This is a genomic window from Paracoccus sp. C2R09 (genome assembly GCF_018860625.1).
In the GTDB taxonomy this organism is placed as follows: Bacteria; Pseudomonadota; Alphaproteobacteria; order Rhodobacterales; family Rhodobacteraceae; genus Paracoccus.
The window spans coordinates 83,470-100,771 of the sequence record NZ_JAHKQB010000010.1 but is presented as its reverse complement, the minus strand read 5'-3'; the positions used below and the strand labels follow the sequence as shown (position 1 = coordinate 100,771).

Sequence of the window (17,302 nt, the reverse complement as noted above, 5' to 3'; positions counted from 1 at the left end):
CGGTTGCTTCCCATGTTAGGGATTGGCCGGGTCGGTCACAATCCCCAAGCCGTTATTTCTTCTCGGGCTCGGCCTTGCCGCGGGGTGCCACGACTTCGTCGATCAGGCCCCAGTCCTTGGCTTCCTCGGGCGACATGAAGCGGTCGCGCTCCAGCGCCTCCTCGACCTTCTCCAGCGGGTTGCCGGTATGCTGGACATAGATCTCGTTCAGGCGGCGCTTCAGCTTCTCGGTCTCGCGCGCGTGGATCAGGATGTCGGTCGCCTGACCCTGATACCCGCCCGAGGGCTGGTGCACCATCACGCGGCTGTTGGGCAGCGAATAGCGCAGGCCCGGCTCGCCCGCGGCCAGCAGCAGCGACCCCATGGACGCCGCCTGCCCCACGACCAGCGTCGAGACGCGCGGACGGATGTACTGCATCGTGTCGTAGATCGACAGGCCCGAGGTGACGACGCCACCGGGGCTGTTGATGTACATGCTGATGTCCTTGTTCGGGTTCTCGGCCTCGAGGAACAGCAGCTGGGCGCAGATCAGCGTCGACATGCCGTCATGCACCGGCCCCGAAACGAAGATGATCCGCTCCTTCAGCAGTCGCGAGAAGATGTCGTAGGCCCGTTCCCCGCGCGAGGTCTGTTCGACCACCATGGGAACGAGGGTGTTCATGTAGAATTCTGCCGGATCGCTCATCTTCAGTCCTTCTTTGGTCCCTGTCCCCGCGATTCGACCGGGTGCTGAAACCCGTGTTAGACGCGATAGGTTGACAGAGTCTTAGTAACGGGCAAGGACAGCCGCAAGGGATGGAACGACATTCATGGCCCTGCCTGCCACGAAACGCGACGGAGAAATGCCTTGAAACTGATCGTCGGGCTTGGAAATCCGGGCACCAAATACGCGGCCAATCGCCACAATATCGGGTTCATGGCGCTGGACCGGATCGCGGACGACCACGGCATGGGTCCGTGGCGTGCCCGTTTCCAGGGCCATGTGGCCGAAGGACGGCTGGGCGACGACAAGGCGGTGCTACTGAAGCCCGCGACCTTCATGAACCTGTCGGGCCAGGCCGTGGGCGAGGCGATGCGATACCTCAAGCTGACGCCCGGCGACGTGATCGTCATGCATGACGAGCTGGACCTTGCCCCTGGCAAGTGCCGTGTGAAGACGGGCGGCGGCCATGCGGGCCATAACGGGCTGCGCTCGATCCACCAGCATATCGGCGCGGATTACCACCGTGTGCGGCTGGGCATTGGGCATCCGGGCCACAAGGACCGGGTGGCGGGCTATGTCCTGTCGGATTTTGCCAAGGCGGAACAGGATTGGCTGGACGACCTGATGCGCGGCGTCTCGGACGGGGCGCCCTCGCTGATGGCGGGCGATTGGGGCCGTTTCCAGAACGCCGTCGCGAACCGCACCGCGCCAGCGCGCAACAGCGGAACGGCCGCGCCCCCGACGGCCACCCCCGCCACTGCAAAGCCCAACCCGAAGCCCCGGCGGCAGGCCGAACCCGAACAGCCCGCCAGCTTCACCGACCGCTTGCGCGCCCTGTCGGACCGCTTCAAGTGACCACGACCGTCCGCGAGGCGTTCCGCGATCAGGCGCGTGCATGCCGCGATCTGGGCTCGCCCATGACGGCGGATATCTGCGACCTGCTGGCCGATGCGCTGCAGGACGGCCCCGTCGCGGATCGCATGCTGGATTGGCCCGGCGATCCATCGAGCCGTGGCCATTCCGTGCCGCTGCGCCTTTGCGGCGCGCTGCATGCCCTGGTGCTGACAGGGCGCGATGCGGCGCTGGCCGATGCCTATGCCGCGCGGCGGGTCGATGCCGATCTGCTGCTGGCGGCCATCGACGGGCATCGCGATTTCGTGCTGGACTGGCTGGACAGCCCGCCCCAGACGAACGAAGTCGCACGCTCGGCGGCGCTCATCGGCGCGGCGCGGTTCCTGTCGGGACATTGCGACATGCCGCTGTCGCTGCTGGAGCTGGGCACATCCGCCGGGCTGAACCTCAATTTCGACCGCTATCACCTTTTCGAAGGCGATGGCGTCGTGCTGACGCCCGAATGGCGGGGCGATGTCCCCCAGGGCAGCTTTGCCGTCGCGGATCGGCGCGGGGTGGATCTGAACCCCCTGAGCGCGGAACACGACGGGCTGCGGCTGATGGCCTATTGCTGGGCCGATCAGGATGCGCGGCTGGAACGCCTGCGTGCGGCGCTGGCGCTGGCACGGACACATCCCCCCATGGTCGAGGCGGGCGATGCGGGCGCGTGGCTGCGCGATCGGCTGGCCCTGCCCGAACCGGGCCGGCTGAGGCTCGTGTTCCACACGGTGGCCGCGCAGTATTTCCCGCCCCAAACCCTGGACATGGTCGCGGATACGCTTGCCCGCAGCCCTGCAGATGCGGCCTCGCCGCTGGCGCATTTCGGGATGGAGGCCGATGGCGGCCACGGCGCGGCGCTGAGCCTGACCCTGCGCGACGGCGATACGCGGCGCTGGTCGCTTGGCCGTGCCGATTTCCACGGTCGCTGGATCGAATGGGCGCCCCGGCCCTTGGCCTGAGCCTCGCTTCCCCCTAGGCTGGGCCCGTCAGCCATCACGGAGAAGCGCATGGAGCCGTCGATCAACGTCCTTGGCGGGGATCTGCAACCCTGCTCGAAAGCCCCGATGACGGGGTTCTATCGCAATGGCTGCTGCGATACCGGCCCCGAGGATCGGGGAAGCCACACCGTCTGTGTGATCGTGACTGCGGAATTCCTGGCCATGTCGGCATATCTGGGGAACGACCTGTCCACGCCGCGCCCGGAATTCGGCTTCGCAGGTCTGAAGCCCGGCGATCGCTGGTGCCTGTGTGCGGCCCGCTTCCTGCAGGCGGCGCAGGAATACGCCGCCCCCCGCGTGGTGCTGGAGGCGACGCATCTGAAGGCGCTGGAGATCGTGCCGCTGGATCTGCTGCAGCGGCACGCCCAAGGGGCGGACGATCAGGCCTGAATCTCGACGCCCAGATGCTTGGCGACGGTGAAGATGTCCTTGTCGCCGCGACCGCACATGTTCATGACGATCAGGTGGTCGGCAGGCAGGTCGGGCGCGATCTTCATGACATGGGCCAGCGCATGGCTGGGTTCCAGCGCGGGGATGATGCCTTCCTGCGCACAGCACAGCTGGAACGCCTCCAGCGCCTCCTTGTCGGTGATGCTGACATATTGCGCGCGGCCCACATCCTTCAGCCAGGCATGTTCCGGCCCGATGCCCGGATAATCCAGGCCCGCGCTGATCGAGTGCCCTTCCAGGATCTGCCCGTCATCGTCCTGCAGCAGATAGGTGCGGTTGCCGTGCAACACGCCCGCGCGACCGCCGACCAGGCTGGCGCAATGTTCCATCCGGTCGTCCACGCCCTTGCCGCCGGCCTCGACCCCGATGACGTTCACGCTCTTGTCGTCGAGGAACGGATAGAACAGCCCCATCGCGTTCGAGCCGCCACCGATGGCCGCGATGATCGTGTCGGGCAGACGCCCCTCGCGGGCCAGGATCTGCTCGCGGGCCTCCTTGCCGATGATCGACTGGAAGTCGCGGACCATCGCCGGATAGGGGTGCGGACCCGCCACCGTCCCGATGCAGTAGAAGGTGTCGCGGACATTCGTCACCCAGTCGCGCAGCGCGTCGTTCATCGCGTCCTTCAGCGTGCCGCGACCGCTGGTCACGGGCACCACCTCGGCGCCCAGCAGGCGCATGCGGAAGACGTTCGGCGCCTGGCGTTCCACGTCGTGGGCGCCCATGTAGACGACGCATTTCAGGCCGAAGCGCGCGCAGACGGTGGCCGTCGCCACCCCGTGCTGACCGGCGCCGGTTTCTGCGATGATGCGGGTCTTGCCCATGCGCATCGCCAGCAGGATCTGGCCCAGCACGTTGTTGATCTTGTGGGCGCCGGTGTGATTCAGCTCGTCCCGCTTCATGTAGATCTTGGCACCGCCCAGATGCTGGGTCAGGCGTTCGGCGTAATACATGGGCGACGGGCGGCCCACGTAATGCGTCCACAGATCGTCCATCTGCGCCCAGAATTCCGGGTCGGTCTTGGCGCGTTCGTATTCCGCCTGCAGGTCCAGGATCAGCGGCATCAGCGTCTCGCTGACGAAGCGGCCGCCATAGATGCCGAAGCGCCCCTGTTCGTCGGGTCCGGTCTTGAAGCTGTTCAGCAGATCGTCGGCCATGGAAAACGCCTTTGCGGTCGGATTGAAACGGTTGTGCCCCTTCTAGCCGCCTTGACGGGCGGGGTGAAGGGTCGCGGGCCGCAAATCGCCCCCGCGACCCGCCGTCAGTTCGCCGCGCGGTCAGCCCTTCTGCGCGACCCCCGCGACATAGGTCTGCGCCACGGCGCGGTCGTCGCCCATGATCTGCAGGATGAACAGTTCCTCGGACAGGGTGCGGATGCGTTCGGAACGTAGCGCCATGGCGGGCGTCGCATGGGCATCCAGCACGACCAGATCGGCATCCGATCCGGGCGCCAGCGTGCCGATGCGGTCCTCCATCCCCAGGGCCATCGCATTGCCGCGCGTGGCCCAGTGGAAGGCCGCCAGCGGATGCAGCTTCTGGCCGCGCATGGCCATGACCTTGTACCCCTCGTTCAGGGTCTGCAGCATGGACCAGCTGGTCCCGCCACCCACATCGGTCGCGACGCCGCTGACGATGCCCGCCTCGTGCAGCCCATCCGCATCGAACAGCCCCGAACCCAGGAACAGGTTCGAGGTCGGACAGAAGATCGCCCGGCTTCCGGTCTCGGCCATGCGCGCGATTTCCCGTTCCCGCAGGTGAATGCAGTGACCCAGCAGAAGGCGGTCCGACAGCACCCCGTTCTGTTCATAAATATCCAGGTAATCCCGTGCCTTGGGATACAGACTTAACGTAAACTCGATCTCGGCCAGGTTCTCGCTCAGATGGGTCTGGACGTGGCAATCGGGATGCTCAGCCGCCAGCGTGCCCGCCGCCGCCAGTTGTTCCGGGGTCGAGGTGATCGCGAAGCGCGGGGTGATCGCGTAACGCTGGCGGCCCTTGCCGTGCCATGCCTCGATCAGCGCCTTGCTGTCGTCATAGCTGCCTTGGGCCGTGTCATGCACCTCGGGGATGGCATTGCGGTCCATCATCACCTTGCCCGCGACCATCGCCATGTTGCGCGCATGGGCCGCGGTGAACAGCGCCTCGGCCGAGGTCTTGTGGACCGAGCAGAAGGCCACCGCGGTCGTCGTCCCGTTCGCCACCAGCTGATCCAGGAACAGCCCCGCGATCCGCGCGGCATGGTCGGGATCGCCGAAGCGCGCCTCTTCGGGGAAGGTATAGTTCTGAAGCCAGTCCAGCAGCTGCGCCCCCCAGCTGGCGATGACCTGCGCCTGCGGGAAATGGATATGCGGGTCGATGAAGCCCGGCATGATCAGATGCGGGCGGTGGTCGATTTCGGGCAGGTCGGGTTCGGCCAGATCGGCGTGATTGCCCACCGCCTCGATCAGGCCGTCGCGGGTGACGATGGCGCCATCCTCGAAGAAGCGATGATTGTCCGCCGTCACGTTCGGATCGGCATGAAAGTCGAGGACGCGGCCCCGGATCAGTTGTCGCATGTCTGCTCGTTCAAGGAATGCTGGGATATGAGCCGCGCAATCTCGGCCATGGTGAAGGCGGCGATGAATTCGGGGCGCTTGTCAGGGGTTCCGCCGCTGCCGATGGGGCAGATCAGCGGCGCGGGGTCGATCCCCTGCCCGCGGGCGAAACGGGCGAAGCGCGCGCGCTTGGTCGCGCTGCCGATCATCCCGACATAGGCCAGATCGCCGCGCGACAGGGCCTCGAACGCCAGCAGGAAGTCCAGCGCATGATCATGGGTCAGGATGATCGCAATGTCGCCCGCGCGGGCGGCGCGCAGTTCGGCCTCGGGGATGGGGGTCAGGCGGGTGGTCACGCCCTGGGCCAGGGCCAGCTCCTCGGGGCGGCTGTCGATCAGGGTCACGTCCAGCGGCAGCACCGACAGCGCAGGTGCCAGCGCGCGCCCGACATGGCCCGCACCGAAGACCAGCGCCTGCCTGCGCCGTTCAGTGCGCGGTGCGCCGCGATCCAGCGTCAGGACGACACGCCCGCCGCAGCACTGCCCGATCTCGGGGCCCAGGGGGATGTCCATCCGGGCCTGCGCCTCGTTCCGGGCCAGCATCTGGCGGGCGCGGTCGATGGCCATGTATTCCAGCTGCCCGCCGCCGATGGTGCCCGTGACCCGATCCGGGGTCACGAACATCTCGGCCCCGGCATCGCGCGGGGTCGAGCCATGGGCCGCCGAGATGCGGACGCGGATCATCGCGACAGGCGCTCGACCGCCATCAGCACGCGTTCGGGCGTGGCGGGGGCGTCGATCCGGGCAGGTTCGCGGTAATCGCAGACCGAGGCGACGGCCATGTTGATCGCCTCGAACACGCTGATGCCCAGCATGAAGGGCGGCTCGCCCACGGCCTTGGACCGCTTGATCGTGCGTTCGGGGTTCACCGCCCATTCCGCCAGCCGCACGTCGAAGATGCGCGGCCGGTCCGATGCCAGCGGCACCTTGTAGGTCGAGGGCGCATGCGTGCGCAGGCGGCCCTTGTCGTCCCACCACAGCTCTTCGGTGGTCAGCCATCCGGCCCCCTGCACGAAGGCGCCTTCGACCTGACCGCGATCCAGTGCAGGGTTCAGCGAACGGCCCACGTCATGCAGGATGTCGGTGCGGTCGATCCGGTATTCCCCGGTCAGCGTATCGACCGACACCTCGGACACCGCCGCGCCATAGGCATAGTAGAAGAAGGGCCGCCCCTGCCCGGTCGTGCGGTCCCAATGGATCTTGGGCGTCTTGTAGAAGCCAGCCGCCGACAGCTGGATGCGCGCCATGTAGGCCGCGCGGATCAGGTCGGGCCAGGACACCAGTTCGTCGCCCACCTGCACCGCCCGCGGACGGAAGCTGACCCGGTCCGTCGCAACGCCCCAATGCGCGGCCGCGAATTCCACCAGCCGCGCCTTGATCTGTTCCGCCGCATCCAGCGCCGCCATGCCGTTCAGATCCGCCCCCGACGATGCCGCCGTGGCCGAGGTGTTGGGCACCTTCTCGGTCGTGGTCTTCGTGATCTTGATCAGCGAGATGTCGCATTGGAACGCCTCGGCCACGACCTGCGCGACCTTGGTGTTCAGCCCCTGCCCCATCTCGGTCCCGCCATGGTTCAGATGGATCGAGCCGTCGTTGTAGACATGGATCAGCGCGCCCGCCTGGTTGAACCAGGTCGCGGTGAAGCTGATGCCGAACTTGACCGGCGTCAGCGCGATCCCCTTGCGGATGACGCCACCCTTCGCGTTCCAGTCCAGAACGGCCTGCCGGCGCGCGTGGTAGTCGCTGCTGGCCTCCAGCTCGTCGAAGATGCGCGGCAGGATCTGGTCGGTGACCTCCTGGTGATAGGGGGTCAGCTGGCCGTTTTCATAGAGGTTGCGCTTGCGCACCTCCAACGGGTCCATTCGCAGCGCATAGGCGATTTCCTCGATCATGCGTTCGGCGACGATCACGCCCTGCGGGCCGCCAAAACCGCGGAACGCCGTGTTGCTGACGGTGTTCGTCCGCATCGGGTGGCTGCTGATCCGCACATCGGGATAATAGTAGGCGTTGTCGGCATGGAACAGCGCCCGGTCGGTCACGGGGCCGGACAGGTCCGCGCTGAAACCGCAACGCGCATACCAGTCGCCATCGACCGCGCGGATGCGGCCCTGGTCGTCGAATCCGACCTGGTAATCGACGACGAAATCGTGGCGCTTGCCCGTCGCGGTCATGTCGTCGTCGCGGTCGGGGCGGATCTTGACCGCGCGGTTCCAGCGGCGCGCGGCCACTGCGGCCACGCAGGCGAACAGGTTCATCTGGGTTTCCTTGCCGCCGAAGCCGCCCCCCATCCGACGCACGTTCACCACCACCGCATGGTTCTGCGTCCCAAGGGCATGGGCCACCATGTGCTGCACCTCGGACGGGTGCTGGGTCGAGACATGCAGCACCATGTCGTCATCCTCGCCCGGCACGGCCATGGCGATCTGCCCCTCGAGGTAGAAATGGTCCTGCCCGCCGATCGCGAAACGCCCCGCGATCCGGTGCGGCGCATCCGCCATCGCAGCCGCCGCGTTGCCGCGCTTCAGGGTCAAAGGCTCGGTGACATAGCCCCGGCCCGCATCGCGCGCGGCGATCGGGTCCAGCGCATGGGGCAGCGCCTCGTATTTGATTTTCGCAAGCCGCGCCGCGCGTCGCGCCGCATCGCGGGTTTCGGCCACGACCGCAAAGACCGGCTGACCCAGAAAATGCACGATCCCGTCGGCCAGGATTGGATCGTCGTTCTTGCCATTGGGCGACACGTCGTTGACGCCCGGCAGATCCGCCGCCGTCAGCACGCCCAGCACGCCCGGATGCGCCAGCACATCAGCGAAATCCGTGGACAGGATGCGCCCATGCGCGCATTCCGACAGGCCCAGATAGGCATGGGCAAGGCCCGTGGGCTCGTTCAGGTCGTCGGTATATTCCGCACGGCCCGTGACATGCTTGGCCGCGCTGTCATGGATGGCGTCCTGATGCGCCAGCCCGCGGATCGGGGCGGTATCGGTTGCGTCCTTCATGCGACCTCCTTGGCGGCATCGCGCAGGGTGACGGGCAGGTCCGGATCGGATTGTTCCAGCCAGAAACGCCGGATCAGGTTGCGCGCCACGCTGGCGCGGTATTCGGCGCTGGCGCGCATGTCGCTGAGCGGGGTGAAATCATCGGCGATGGCGCGACCCGCCGCGGCAAAGCTGTCGGCGGTGAAGGGATGGCCGATCAGCGCGTTTTCGGCACCCGTGGCACGGCGCGGGGTCGCGGCCATCCCGCCGCAGGCGATGCGGGCATGGGTGATGATGCCGCCTTCCTCGCGGATCACGATGCCCATCGCCACCGAGGAGATGTCGCTGTCGCGGCGCTTCGAGATCTTGTAGGCGGCGATCCGTGCATCCGGGGTCGGGATCACGATCTCCTCGACGAACTCTCCGGGTTTGCGGTCCTGCTTGCCGTAATCGATGAAGAAATCCTGCAGCGGGATCTGCCGTCGGCTATCGCCATGACGCAGCACTATTTCGGCCCCAAGCGCGATCAGCAGCGGCGGCGTATCCCCGATGGGCGAGCCGTTGGCGATATTCGCGCCGATGGTGCCCAGGTTGCGGACCTGCCAGCCGCCGATGCGCAGCCAGTAATCCGCGACCTGTGGCAGATGGCGGCGGATGGCCGGCAGGGCCTCGGAATAGGTGACGCCCGCGCCGATGCGCAGCGCGCCGTCCTGATGGCGGATGTCCTTCATCAACGCCCCGATGAAAATCGCCGCCGGAATGGGGCGCAGGAACTTGGTGATCCACAGCCCCACATCCGTGGCACCCGCGACGATGGTGGCGTCGGGCTGCTGAACCAGCAGCGCGGCCAGATCGTCGGTATCGGCCGGCACGATGGCGCGGTGCCCATCGCGCGACACGTCCACGCGGCCCTGCCGCATCGCGGCCAGCCGCTGCGCGACGTCCTGCCGTTCGCGGGCCAGCGCGTCCATCGCCTGTCCGCCCGCGCGGGCAGCGGCCAGCGCCGCGTCGATGATCGGGCGGTATCCGGTGCAACGGCAGATATTGCCCTGAAGCGCGGTCTCGATCATCTCCTCGGACGGGTCGGGATCGGTCATCCACAACCCATAGAGCGCCATGACGATGCCGGGCGTGCAGAAGCCGCACTGACTGCCGTGATGTTCGACCATCGCGGCCTGGACCGGGTGCAGACCCCCATCTGGCGCGGTCAGATGTTCGATCGTGACGACATGCGTGCCGTGACAGGCCGCAAGCGGTCGGATGCAGGCGTTGATGGGTTCATAGACCAGCCCGGCGGGCGTCATGCGGCCCGACAGGATCGTGCAGGCCCCGCAATCGCCCTCGGCGCAGCCTTCCTTGGTCCCGGTCAGACGGCGCGCGATCCGAAGATGATCCAGCAGCATGTCCGAAGGCGACACCTCGGACAGGGCGATCTCTTGGTCGTTCAGCAGGAAACGCAGCTGGGTCATCCTCATCCTTCCGGGCATGCGTGGAAACATGAATCCTAGGCCGGAAAAAGCGATTGCGAAATCATCTCCGGCTTGGAAGACTTTACACGAAACGTTGAAAGCCGAACATCCCATGTCCTATCTGGAAAGCCTCCGCGTCTTCGTGCGGGTCGTCGAACTGGGTTCGATCACGGCAGGGGGGCGCGATCTGCGACTTTCCCCGGCAGTTGCATCGAACCGCATCAAGGATCTGGAGAACCGCTTCGGCCTGCGCCTGCTGAACCGCACCACCCGCAAGCTGACCACGACGGAACTGGGGCGCGCCTTCTACGACCATGCCAAGCGGGTGATCGAGACGCTGGACGAGGCCGAGGCGCTGGTCAGCAGCTTTTCCGGCAAGCCGCAGGGCGTGATCCGCCTGACCGCGCCCCTGGGGCTGGGGCGAAGGCTGGTCGCACCGCTGATCCCGCGCTTTTGCGACGACAATCCCGGCGTCGAGATCCGGCTGCGGCTGTCGGATCGCAACGTCAACATCGTCGAGGATGCCATCGATCTGGCGTTCTTTCTGGGCGATCCGGCGGATTCCGCGCTGAAATGGCGCAAGATCGCGGATTGCCCGCGCGTGCTGGTCGCGGCGCCGTCCTATCTGGCCGCACGCGGACGGCCCAAGCGCCCCGAGGATCTGGCGGATCACGATTGTCTTCTGCTGCGATACCCTCGCAGTCCGGAATATTTCTGGACGCTGACGGGGCCGGACGGACCACGCAAGATGATGGTGAACGGACGTTTCGACACCGATGACGGCGAGGTTCTGGGCGATTGGGCCAGATCGGGCCACGGCATCGCCAACCGCCCGCGATACGAGGTGGCGGGCGATCTGGCGGCGGGCCTGCTGGAGGAGGTGCTGCCCGAGACCCCGCCGACCATCGCGCAGTTCGGGTGCCTGACGCCCCATCGGCGGTTGCAGGACCCCAAGGTGCGGATGTTCGCCGATTTCGCGGTGCGCGAACTGCGTCCCCTGTTCGATTGAGGGGCACGCCGCAGGGCCCCCGTCGAAGGGGCCCCGCGGCGCGGGGGCCTGCGCCCCCGGATCGCGCTGTCAGCCGAAGGCGTGGCGCAGGGCCGGCACGCGGGCCAGCACCAGGCGGTCGAGGATCAGCACCGCGACGAAGGTGAGGCCCGCCAGCGGAAAGGCCAGCCCGATCACGGCAGCGACGATCATCGCCGCAGGCCAGCGCGGCATCGCATGGGGCATCGGCGGCGCGACAAGGCGCAGGCTGCCCGAGGGGCGGCGCAACCACCACATGGCGGCCCCGCTGACGCAGAGGAAGATCACGCCCAGGCAGAAGGCGGTGTTCGCGATGACGCTCCACCACCCGAGCGTGCCCATGTGCAGCGCGATCCCCGCGGCCATCGCCTTGCCCGGAACCGAGTAGTCGGCGAAGCGCATGTCGGCCAGCATCGCGCCGCTGTAGCGGTCGATATGGACCGTGCGGTCGCGGGTCGGGTTGCGGCTGTCGGTGGACATGGAATCCCGAGAGATGGTCCAGACCCCGGTCTCGTTCCGGGGGATGTTCAGCTGGTAGCGTCCCGTGAACCCGATCTGCTGGGCGAAGCGGTCCACCTGGTCGATGCCCACGGGCTGCGGCACGCGCGGGCCCTGCCCTGCATTCGATCCCGACACCGGCAGCGGTGTCTGCTCGATCGCCCAAGGGATTTCCTTGGGGCCGTCGTTCAGGCTGGCATGGGTCAGGTCGGACAGCGGCACGGCATCGTATTTCGCCGCCGGGAATGTCGACCAGGCCTGCATCATCCGTCCACCCCAGATCCCGGCCCAGGACAACCCCGAGATCAGGAAGAACAGCAACGCGACCGAGATCCAGATCCCCGTCACGGAATGCAGCGACCGCCACATGGCGCGCCCCTGTCTGCGGACGGGCAGGAACGCCCGCCAGCCCTGCCCGCCGCGCGGCCACCACAGGTAGAGACCCGTCGCCAGCAGCATGATCCCGAGCGATGCCGCGGTCTCGATCAGGCGGTCGCCGAAGACGCCCATCATCAGCGTGCCGTGCATGCTGTCGGCCCAGTCGTACCAGCCACCGCGATGGGGGAAGTTCGCGATCACGGTCGCGCCATGGGGATCGACCGCGACCGTGCGCGCCCCTTCGGGCCCGTCGATGCGAAAGATGGCGGCGCCCTGATCATCGCGCGAGGCGATGTATTTCACGGGCTCTCCGCCGGGGACATCGGCCAGGGCCGCTGCGATCTGCGCACGAAGGCTGGCCGGGGCACCCTGCGTGGTGGCGGCGATCCGTTCGCCGTCGCGCCCGTCGATCTGGGCGATCCACAGCATCATGAGGCCCGTGACGGCCAGGATCAGGAAGAAGGGGATGACGAACAGCCCGGCATAGAAATGCCAGCGCCACGCGGCACGATAGAACGCGGCCCGGCCGCGCCCGTTGGTATCGGACATGAGAATGCTCCTGCGGCCATGCGCCATCGCACGGCCCTATGCGTGTTGACGAGGAAAGGGTTCGTCAGACGCGCGGCGGCGCGCGGGCAAGGGCCAGCAGCAGCGGTTCGGCGGGCAGCGCGGGCGGCACCGTATCGGCGCGGGGAAAGCTGCGCGCGATGCGCAGCCACAGGGGCCGATCGGGGGTCGTCGCGTGATCCAGCGCGTGGACCAGCAGGCATTGCGGATCATGCACGCCGTCCTGGGCAGGCGGTTCCTGCCCCAGATCCGACAGGGACACACGCTCGATCCCGTGGCCGGTGCAGATCACCACGAATTCGCCTGATATGACGCCCAGATCGGCCAGCGCGGCCGATGTCTTCGGCAGCGTCAGCCCCAGCATCACGCCAAGAAGAAGGATCAGGTGAAGCGCCCGCGACATGCGCGATTCAGTGGCCCGCTCGGGGCCTTGCTGTCAAGGACGAAGGCCTGCGACCCCGACGCCGCCCACCTGCCGGAACCAGCGGATGATGGCCACGCGTTCGTCCTGCGTCATCCCGCTGAGATTGGCGGGCGGCATGGCGTTGGTCAGGCCCGCCTGGACATAGATCTCCTTGGCCGAGCGCGCGATATCGGCAGGCGTTTCCAGCAGCACGCCCTTGGGCGCATGGTGGATGCCCTCCCAGCTGGGTTCGCGGGCATGGCACATGGCGCAGCGCCCCGCGACGCTGCGGGACACGGCATCGAACCCTTCGGCATCGGCGAAGCGCTGTTCCACCTGGGTCAGCGCGCGCGCCTGCGATTCCTCGTAGCTGTCATGGTTCAGGCCAAGCGCGGACAACCACATGATGCCCACGAACAGCATGGCGGTCACGGCCCATGTCCACCACAGCTGCCCCTTGCCCGCATGCATGCTGTTGAAGAAATGCCGGATCGTCACGCCCATCAGGAAGATCAGCGCCGCGATCAGCCAGTTGTATTCGCTGGCGAAGGCCAGCGGGTAATGGTTCGACAGCATCAGGAACACGACCGGCAGCGTGAGATAGTTGTTATGCGTCGAACGCAGCTTGGCGATCTTGCCGTATTTCGGATCGGCCGCACGTCCGGCCTTCAGATCCGCCACCACGATGCGCTGGTTGGGCATGATGATGAAGAACACGTTGGCGGTCATGATCGTGGCCGTGAACGCCCCCAGATGCAGCAGCGCGGCGCGGCCCGTGAAGATCTGGTCATAGGCCCAACCCATCGCCACCAGCGCCACGAACAGCAGCAGCATCAGCGCCGTGGGGTGTTCGCCCAGCCGCGACTTGCACAGCCGGTCGTAGATCAGCCAGCCCACCGCCAGCGACCCGCCCGAGATCGCGACCGCCTGCCAGATCGCCAGATCGGCCTTCTGCGGGTCGATCAGGAACAGGTTCGCCCCGGCCCAGTAGGTCACCGCCAGAAGCGCCGCCCCCGACAGCCAGGTGGAATAGCTTTCCCATTTGAACCAGGTCAGATGCTCGGGCATGCGTTCGGGGGCCACCAGGAACTTGCGGATGTGGTAGAAACCGCCGCCATGGACCTGCCATTCCTCGCCATACGCTCCGGGGGGCAGGTCGGGCGCCTTGCGCAGGCTCAGGTCCAGCGCGATGAAGTAGAAGGACGACCCGATCCAGGCGATGGCCGTGATGACATGGGTCCAGCGGACGGCAAAGGCCAGCCACTCCCAGATGATGACGCTGTCGGGGATCATCTCAGCTGCCCCGATAGGTGCTGTAGCCGAAGGGCGAGATCAGCAGCGGCACGTGGTAATGCGCGGCCTCGGACATGCCGAAGCGGATCGGGATGACATCGAGGAACCGGGGGCTTTCGGGCGCGACGCCCGTGGCATCCATCCAGGCGCCGGCGTGGAATTCCAGCTCGTAGGTGCCGGTCGCGAAGGCGTCCTCGGGCAGGATGCGGCTGTCGGTGCGCCCGTCGGCATTGGTGCGCATCCGCGCGATTTCGGATCGGGTCGTGCCGTCCAGTCTGAACAGCACGATCTCCAGCCCCTCGGCGGGTGCGCCGCGCGCCGTGTCCAGAACATGGGTGGTCAGGTAACCGGTCATGATGCCCCCTTCTGCATTGTCCCTGTCGCTTGATAGCCGAAGCGCCGGGCCGATAAACGGCGACCCGGCGCAAGGCAGTCTTCAGGATTCGTTGAAAATCGTCACACCGGGTCCTGGCCGCGCAGGCCCGACCCCCGACCCGACAACCCGCCCGACACCTCGTCCGTGGCCTCGGCCGCCAGTTCCTCGGGCAGCAGCAGGTTCAGCACGATGGCGATCAGGGCCGCGGGCAGGATGCCCGAAGCGCCCAGCACCCGCAGCGTGTCGGGCAGATGCTGCAGCGCGTCGGGCGATCCGGGCGCGGTGCCCATCGCCTCGAGCTGCAGGCCCAGTCCGACCGACAGGGCCACGGCAAAGATCACCATGTTGCGGCGGTTCCAGTTCACGTCCGACAGCATCGAGATGCCCGAGGCCACGACCATGCCGAACATGACGATGACGCCGCCGCCCAGCACCTCGATCGGGATGGTGCGGATCACGCCGCCGATCTTGGGCATCAGTCCGCAGATGATCAGGAACACCGCGCCGATGGTCACGACATGGCGGCTCATGACGCCGGTCATGGCGATCAGGCCGACATTCTGGCTGAACGAGGTGTTGGGAAAGCCGCCGAAGACGCCCGCGATGGCGGTGCCCAGACCGTCGGCATAGGTCGCGCCCTCGATCTCTCGGTCGGTGGCCTCGCGGTCGGCGCCACCCTTGGTGATGCCCGACACGTCGCCCACCGTCTCGACCGCGGATACGAAGGCCATCAGGCAGAACCCGATGATCGCGGCGAAGGACAGCTCGAACCCGTATCTGAAGGGCATGGGCAGGGCGAAGGCCGCGGCGTTCGACCACGACCCGCCGATGGCCTCGATCGTCAGCTTGCCCGTCACCAGGCAGAAGCCGTAGCCCGCAAGGATCCCCACCAGAACCGCCGAGATCGCCAGCATCCCGCGCGCATAGAACTTGAGCCCGAGCGTCACCGCGACGACGACCAGCGCCGCCGACCAGCTGGCAAGGCTGCCATAGGCATCCGAGCCCTGCGCCTTGGCCGCCACGCCGCCTGCCGCGTATTCGATACCCACCTTGACCAGCGCAAGGCCGATCATGGTCACCACAAGGCCCGTCACCAGCGGCGGCAGGGCAAAGCGGATGCGCCCGATCACCAGCCCCAGGGCCGCGTGGAACAGCCCGCCGATCAGCACGCCCGTGAACAGCGCCGCAAGCCCGTCGACCCCCTTGCCCGCGACCAGCGGGATCATGATCGGGATGAAGGCGAAGGACGTGCCTTGCACGATGGGCAGCGCCGCCCCCACCGGCCCGACGGTGATCGTCTGCAGCAGCGTCGCGATGCCCGCGAACAGCATGGACATCTGGATCAGGTACAGCAGTTCCGGGAAATCGGGGCTGTTCGACCCGAAGCCGAAACCGGCCGCCCCCGCCACGATGATCGCGGGCGTCACGTTCGCCACGAACATCGCCAGCACATGCTGCACCCCAAGCGGGATGGCCTTCAGCAATGGCGGCGTGAAGTTCGGATCTCGAAGCTGCTCGGGCGTTCCAAGCGTGTTTTCGGCCATGTTCGGTCCCCCTGTCCTTTGTAGGTTCTTGATGATGCCGGTCGCCGGATCGTTGCCGGGGCGCATTCCGGATGCTTGGGCCCCTGCCGTCCATCCTGCCATGATTCGCGGATTGCGCACGCGCCGTCATCATTGGACTGCACCAATGAGCGGCATTCGACTGCACGTTTTTTCGGCAGCATAAAGGCGCGCAAACCGTGCCATGCGGCAGGGACGTGGCATTTTTTGCTTGTCTGACAGCTTTTTCCGGCGAAAACACCGTAACGCAGCAGACGGAGACAGCAGATGGCAGACCCGACCCGCCGTCGCGGGCGCCCGCGCAAGCCCGCCCTCGAGGCACCGGCCACCGTGCAGGCGCTGGACCGGGCACTGGACCTGCTGGACCTGCTGTCGGCACGTCCCGGCCTGACCCTGTCCGAGGTGGCCGAACATTCCGGCCAGCCGCCATCGACCGTGCACCGCGTGCTGCACACCTTGGCGACCCGCGGCATGGTCGAAAGCGACCCCTCGACCCAGGCCTGGAACATCGGCCCCGCGACCTTCCGCCTGGGGTCCGCCTTCATGCGCCGGTCGGGTCTTGTGGAACGTGCGCGGCCCATCCTGCGGTCGCTGATGGAACATACGGGCGAAACCGCGAACCTGGGCATCCTGCAGGGCGAGACCGTGCTGTTCCTGTCCCAGGTCGAGACGCAGGAGACGATCCGCGCGTTCTTCCCGCCGGGCACCCGGTCGCCGCTGCACGCCTCGGGCATCGGCAAGGCGCTGCTGGCCTTCGGGCGGCCCGAATTGCTGGACGCGCTGATCGAGGGACCGGGCCTGTCGCGGTTCACCGATTCCACGCTGATCGACCGGTCGGACCTGATGGCCGACCTGGCGCGGATCAGGCATCGCGGCTTTTCGCTGGATGACGAGGAACGCACGCGCGGGATGCGCTGCATCGCGGCCCCGGTCTTCGATCTGTCGGGCGAGGCGATGGCCGGGATATCGGTCAGCGGGCCTTCGCATCGGATCGGGATGGAACATATCAAGACGCTTGGGGCCACGGTGGTGGCGGCGGCCCAGGACCTGAGCGAGGCCCTGGGCGCTGCGCCCGCTGAAACACGACGCTGAGCGGGGGGCGTCATTCGCACGACCCCC

The 17,302-nt window shown here is 67.1% G+C and carries 16 protein-coding genes; 5 read left to right on the top strand and 11 right to left on the bottom strand.

Annotation, left to right across the window (positions count from 1 at the left end; all coding sequences use genetic code 11):
• Window positions 1–52: 52 nt before the first annotated feature.
• A complete protein-coding gene (locus KO490_RS03035) occupies window positions 53–685 on the bottom strand; it encodes an ATP-dependent Clp protease proteolytic subunit (RefSeq protein ID WP_216017928.1) in 633 nt (210 codons plus the stop codon).
• 162 nt (window positions 686–847) lie between these two features.
• On the opposite strand from KO490_RS03035, the gene pth reads away from it, so the two are divergent.
• From pth to KO490_RS03020, 3 genes are read left to right on the top strand one after another with little or no spacing between them, the layout of a single operon-like run.
• Window positions 848–1,558 (top strand): aminoacyl-tRNA hydrolase, encoded by a 711-nt coding sequence (gene pth / locus KO490_RS03030; protein ID WP_216017927.1) that lies wholly within the window; start codon window positions 848–850, stop codon window positions 1,556–1,558.
• On the top strand, window positions 1,555–2,553 hold the full coding sequence (locus tag KO490_RS03025; RefSeq protein WP_216017926.1) for a DUF2332 domain-containing protein: 999 nt from the start codon (window positions 1,555–1,557) through the stop codon (window positions 2,551–2,553). The genes pth and KO490_RS03025 overlap by 4 nt, the downstream gene beginning before the upstream one ends.
• 48 nt (window positions 2,554–2,601) lie before the next feature.
• Complete coding sequence (locus KO490_RS03020; protein WP_216017925.1) at window positions 2,602–2,982, top strand: DUF2237 family protein; 381 nt, start codon at window positions 2,602–2,604, stop codon at window positions 2,980–2,982.
• On the opposite strand, the gene trpB is transcribed toward KO490_RS03020, so the two are convergent.
• From trpB to xdhA, 5 genes are all read right to left on the bottom strand, one after another.
• A complete protein-coding gene (trpB, locus tag KO490_RS03015; protein ID WP_216017924.1) occupies window positions 2,973–4,199 on the bottom strand; it encodes a tryptophan synthase subunit beta in 1,227 nt (408 codons plus the stop codon). The genes KO490_RS03020 and trpB overlap by 10 nt on opposite strands.
• 120 nt (window positions 4,200–4,319) lie before the next feature.
• Window positions 4,320–5,597 carry a guanine deaminase gene (gene guaD / locus KO490_RS03010; protein WP_216017923.1) on the bottom strand — a complete coding sequence of 426 codons (1,278 nt, stop codon included), beginning with the start codon at window positions 5,595–5,597 and terminating at the stop codon, window positions 4,320–4,322.
• Window positions 5,585–6,319: a xanthine dehydrogenase accessory protein XdhC gene (gene xdhC / locus KO490_RS03005; RefSeq protein ID WP_216017922.1), complete on the bottom strand. Its 735-nt coding sequence runs from the start codon at window positions 6,317–6,319 to the stop codon at window positions 5,585–5,587. Before xdhC ends, guaD begins: the two co-directional genes overlap by 13 nt.
• On the bottom strand, window positions 6,316–8,631 hold the full coding sequence (gene xdhB / locus KO490_RS03000; protein ID WP_216017921.1) for a xanthine dehydrogenase molybdopterin binding subunit: 2,316 nt from the start codon (window positions 8,629–8,631) through the stop codon (window positions 6,316–6,318). Before xdhB ends, xdhC begins: the two co-directional genes overlap by 4 nt.
• On the bottom strand, window positions 8,628–10,079 hold the full coding sequence (xdhA, locus tag KO490_RS02995) for a xanthine dehydrogenase small subunit (RefSeq protein ID WP_216017920.1): 1,452 nt from the start codon (window positions 10,077–10,079) through the stop codon (window positions 8,628–8,630). The genes xdhB and xdhA overlap by 4 nt, the downstream gene beginning before the upstream one ends.
• 112 nt (window positions 10,080–10,191) lie before the next feature.
• On the opposite strand from xdhA, the gene KO490_RS02990 reads away from it, so the two are divergent.
• The gene (locus tag KO490_RS02990) at window positions 10,192–11,088 is read left to right on the top strand and encodes a LysR family transcriptional regulator (protein WP_216017919.1); all 897 of its coding nucleotides are present in this window, start codon (window positions 10,192–10,194) and stop codon (window positions 11,086–11,088) included.
• Between the two features lie 69 nt (window positions 11,089–11,157).
• Here KO490_RS02990 and KO490_RS02985 read toward each other — a convergent pair whose 3' ends face one another.
• The 5 genes from KO490_RS02985 to KO490_RS02965 form a co-directional block, all read right to left on the bottom strand.
• Window positions 11,158–12,531, bottom strand: coding sequence for a PepSY domain-containing protein (locus tag KO490_RS02985; RefSeq protein ID WP_216017918.1), 1,374 nt, complete (start codon window positions 12,529–12,531; stop codon window positions 11,158–11,160).
• A gap of 64 nt (window positions 12,532–12,595) precedes the next feature.
• Window positions 12,596–12,952, bottom strand: a complete 357-nt coding sequence (locus KO490_RS02980) for a hypothetical protein (RefSeq protein WP_216017917.1) — start codon at window positions 12,950–12,952, stop codon at window positions 12,596–12,598.
• A gap of 33 nt (window positions 12,953–12,985) precedes the next feature.
• Entirely contained in the window at window positions 12,986–14,245 is a 1,260-nt protein-coding gene (locus tag KO490_RS02975) for a urate hydroxylase PuuD (protein ID WP_216017916.1), read from the bottom strand.
• 1 nt (window position 14,246) lies between these two features.
• Complete coding sequence (gene uraH / locus KO490_RS02970; RefSeq protein ID WP_216017915.1) at window positions 14,247–14,600, bottom strand: hydroxyisourate hydrolase; 354 nt, start codon at window positions 14,598–14,600, stop codon at window positions 14,247–14,249.
• Between the two features lie 101 nt (window positions 14,601–14,701).
• The gene (locus KO490_RS02965) at window positions 14,702–16,165 is read right to left on the bottom strand and encodes a uracil-xanthine permease family protein (RefSeq protein ID WP_216017914.1); all 1,464 of its coding nucleotides are present in this window, start codon (window positions 16,163–16,165) and stop codon (window positions 14,702–14,704) included.
• Between the two features lie 285 nt (window positions 16,166–16,450).
• On the opposite strand from KO490_RS02965, the gene bhcR reads away from it, so the two are divergent.
• Window positions 16,451–17,275 (top strand): HTH-type transcriptional regulator BhcR, encoded by an 825-nt coding sequence (gene bhcR, locus KO490_RS02960; protein ID WP_216017913.1) that lies wholly within the window; start codon window positions 16,451–16,453, stop codon window positions 17,273–17,275.
• The last annotated feature ends 27 nt before the right edge of the window (window positions 17,276–17,302 follow it).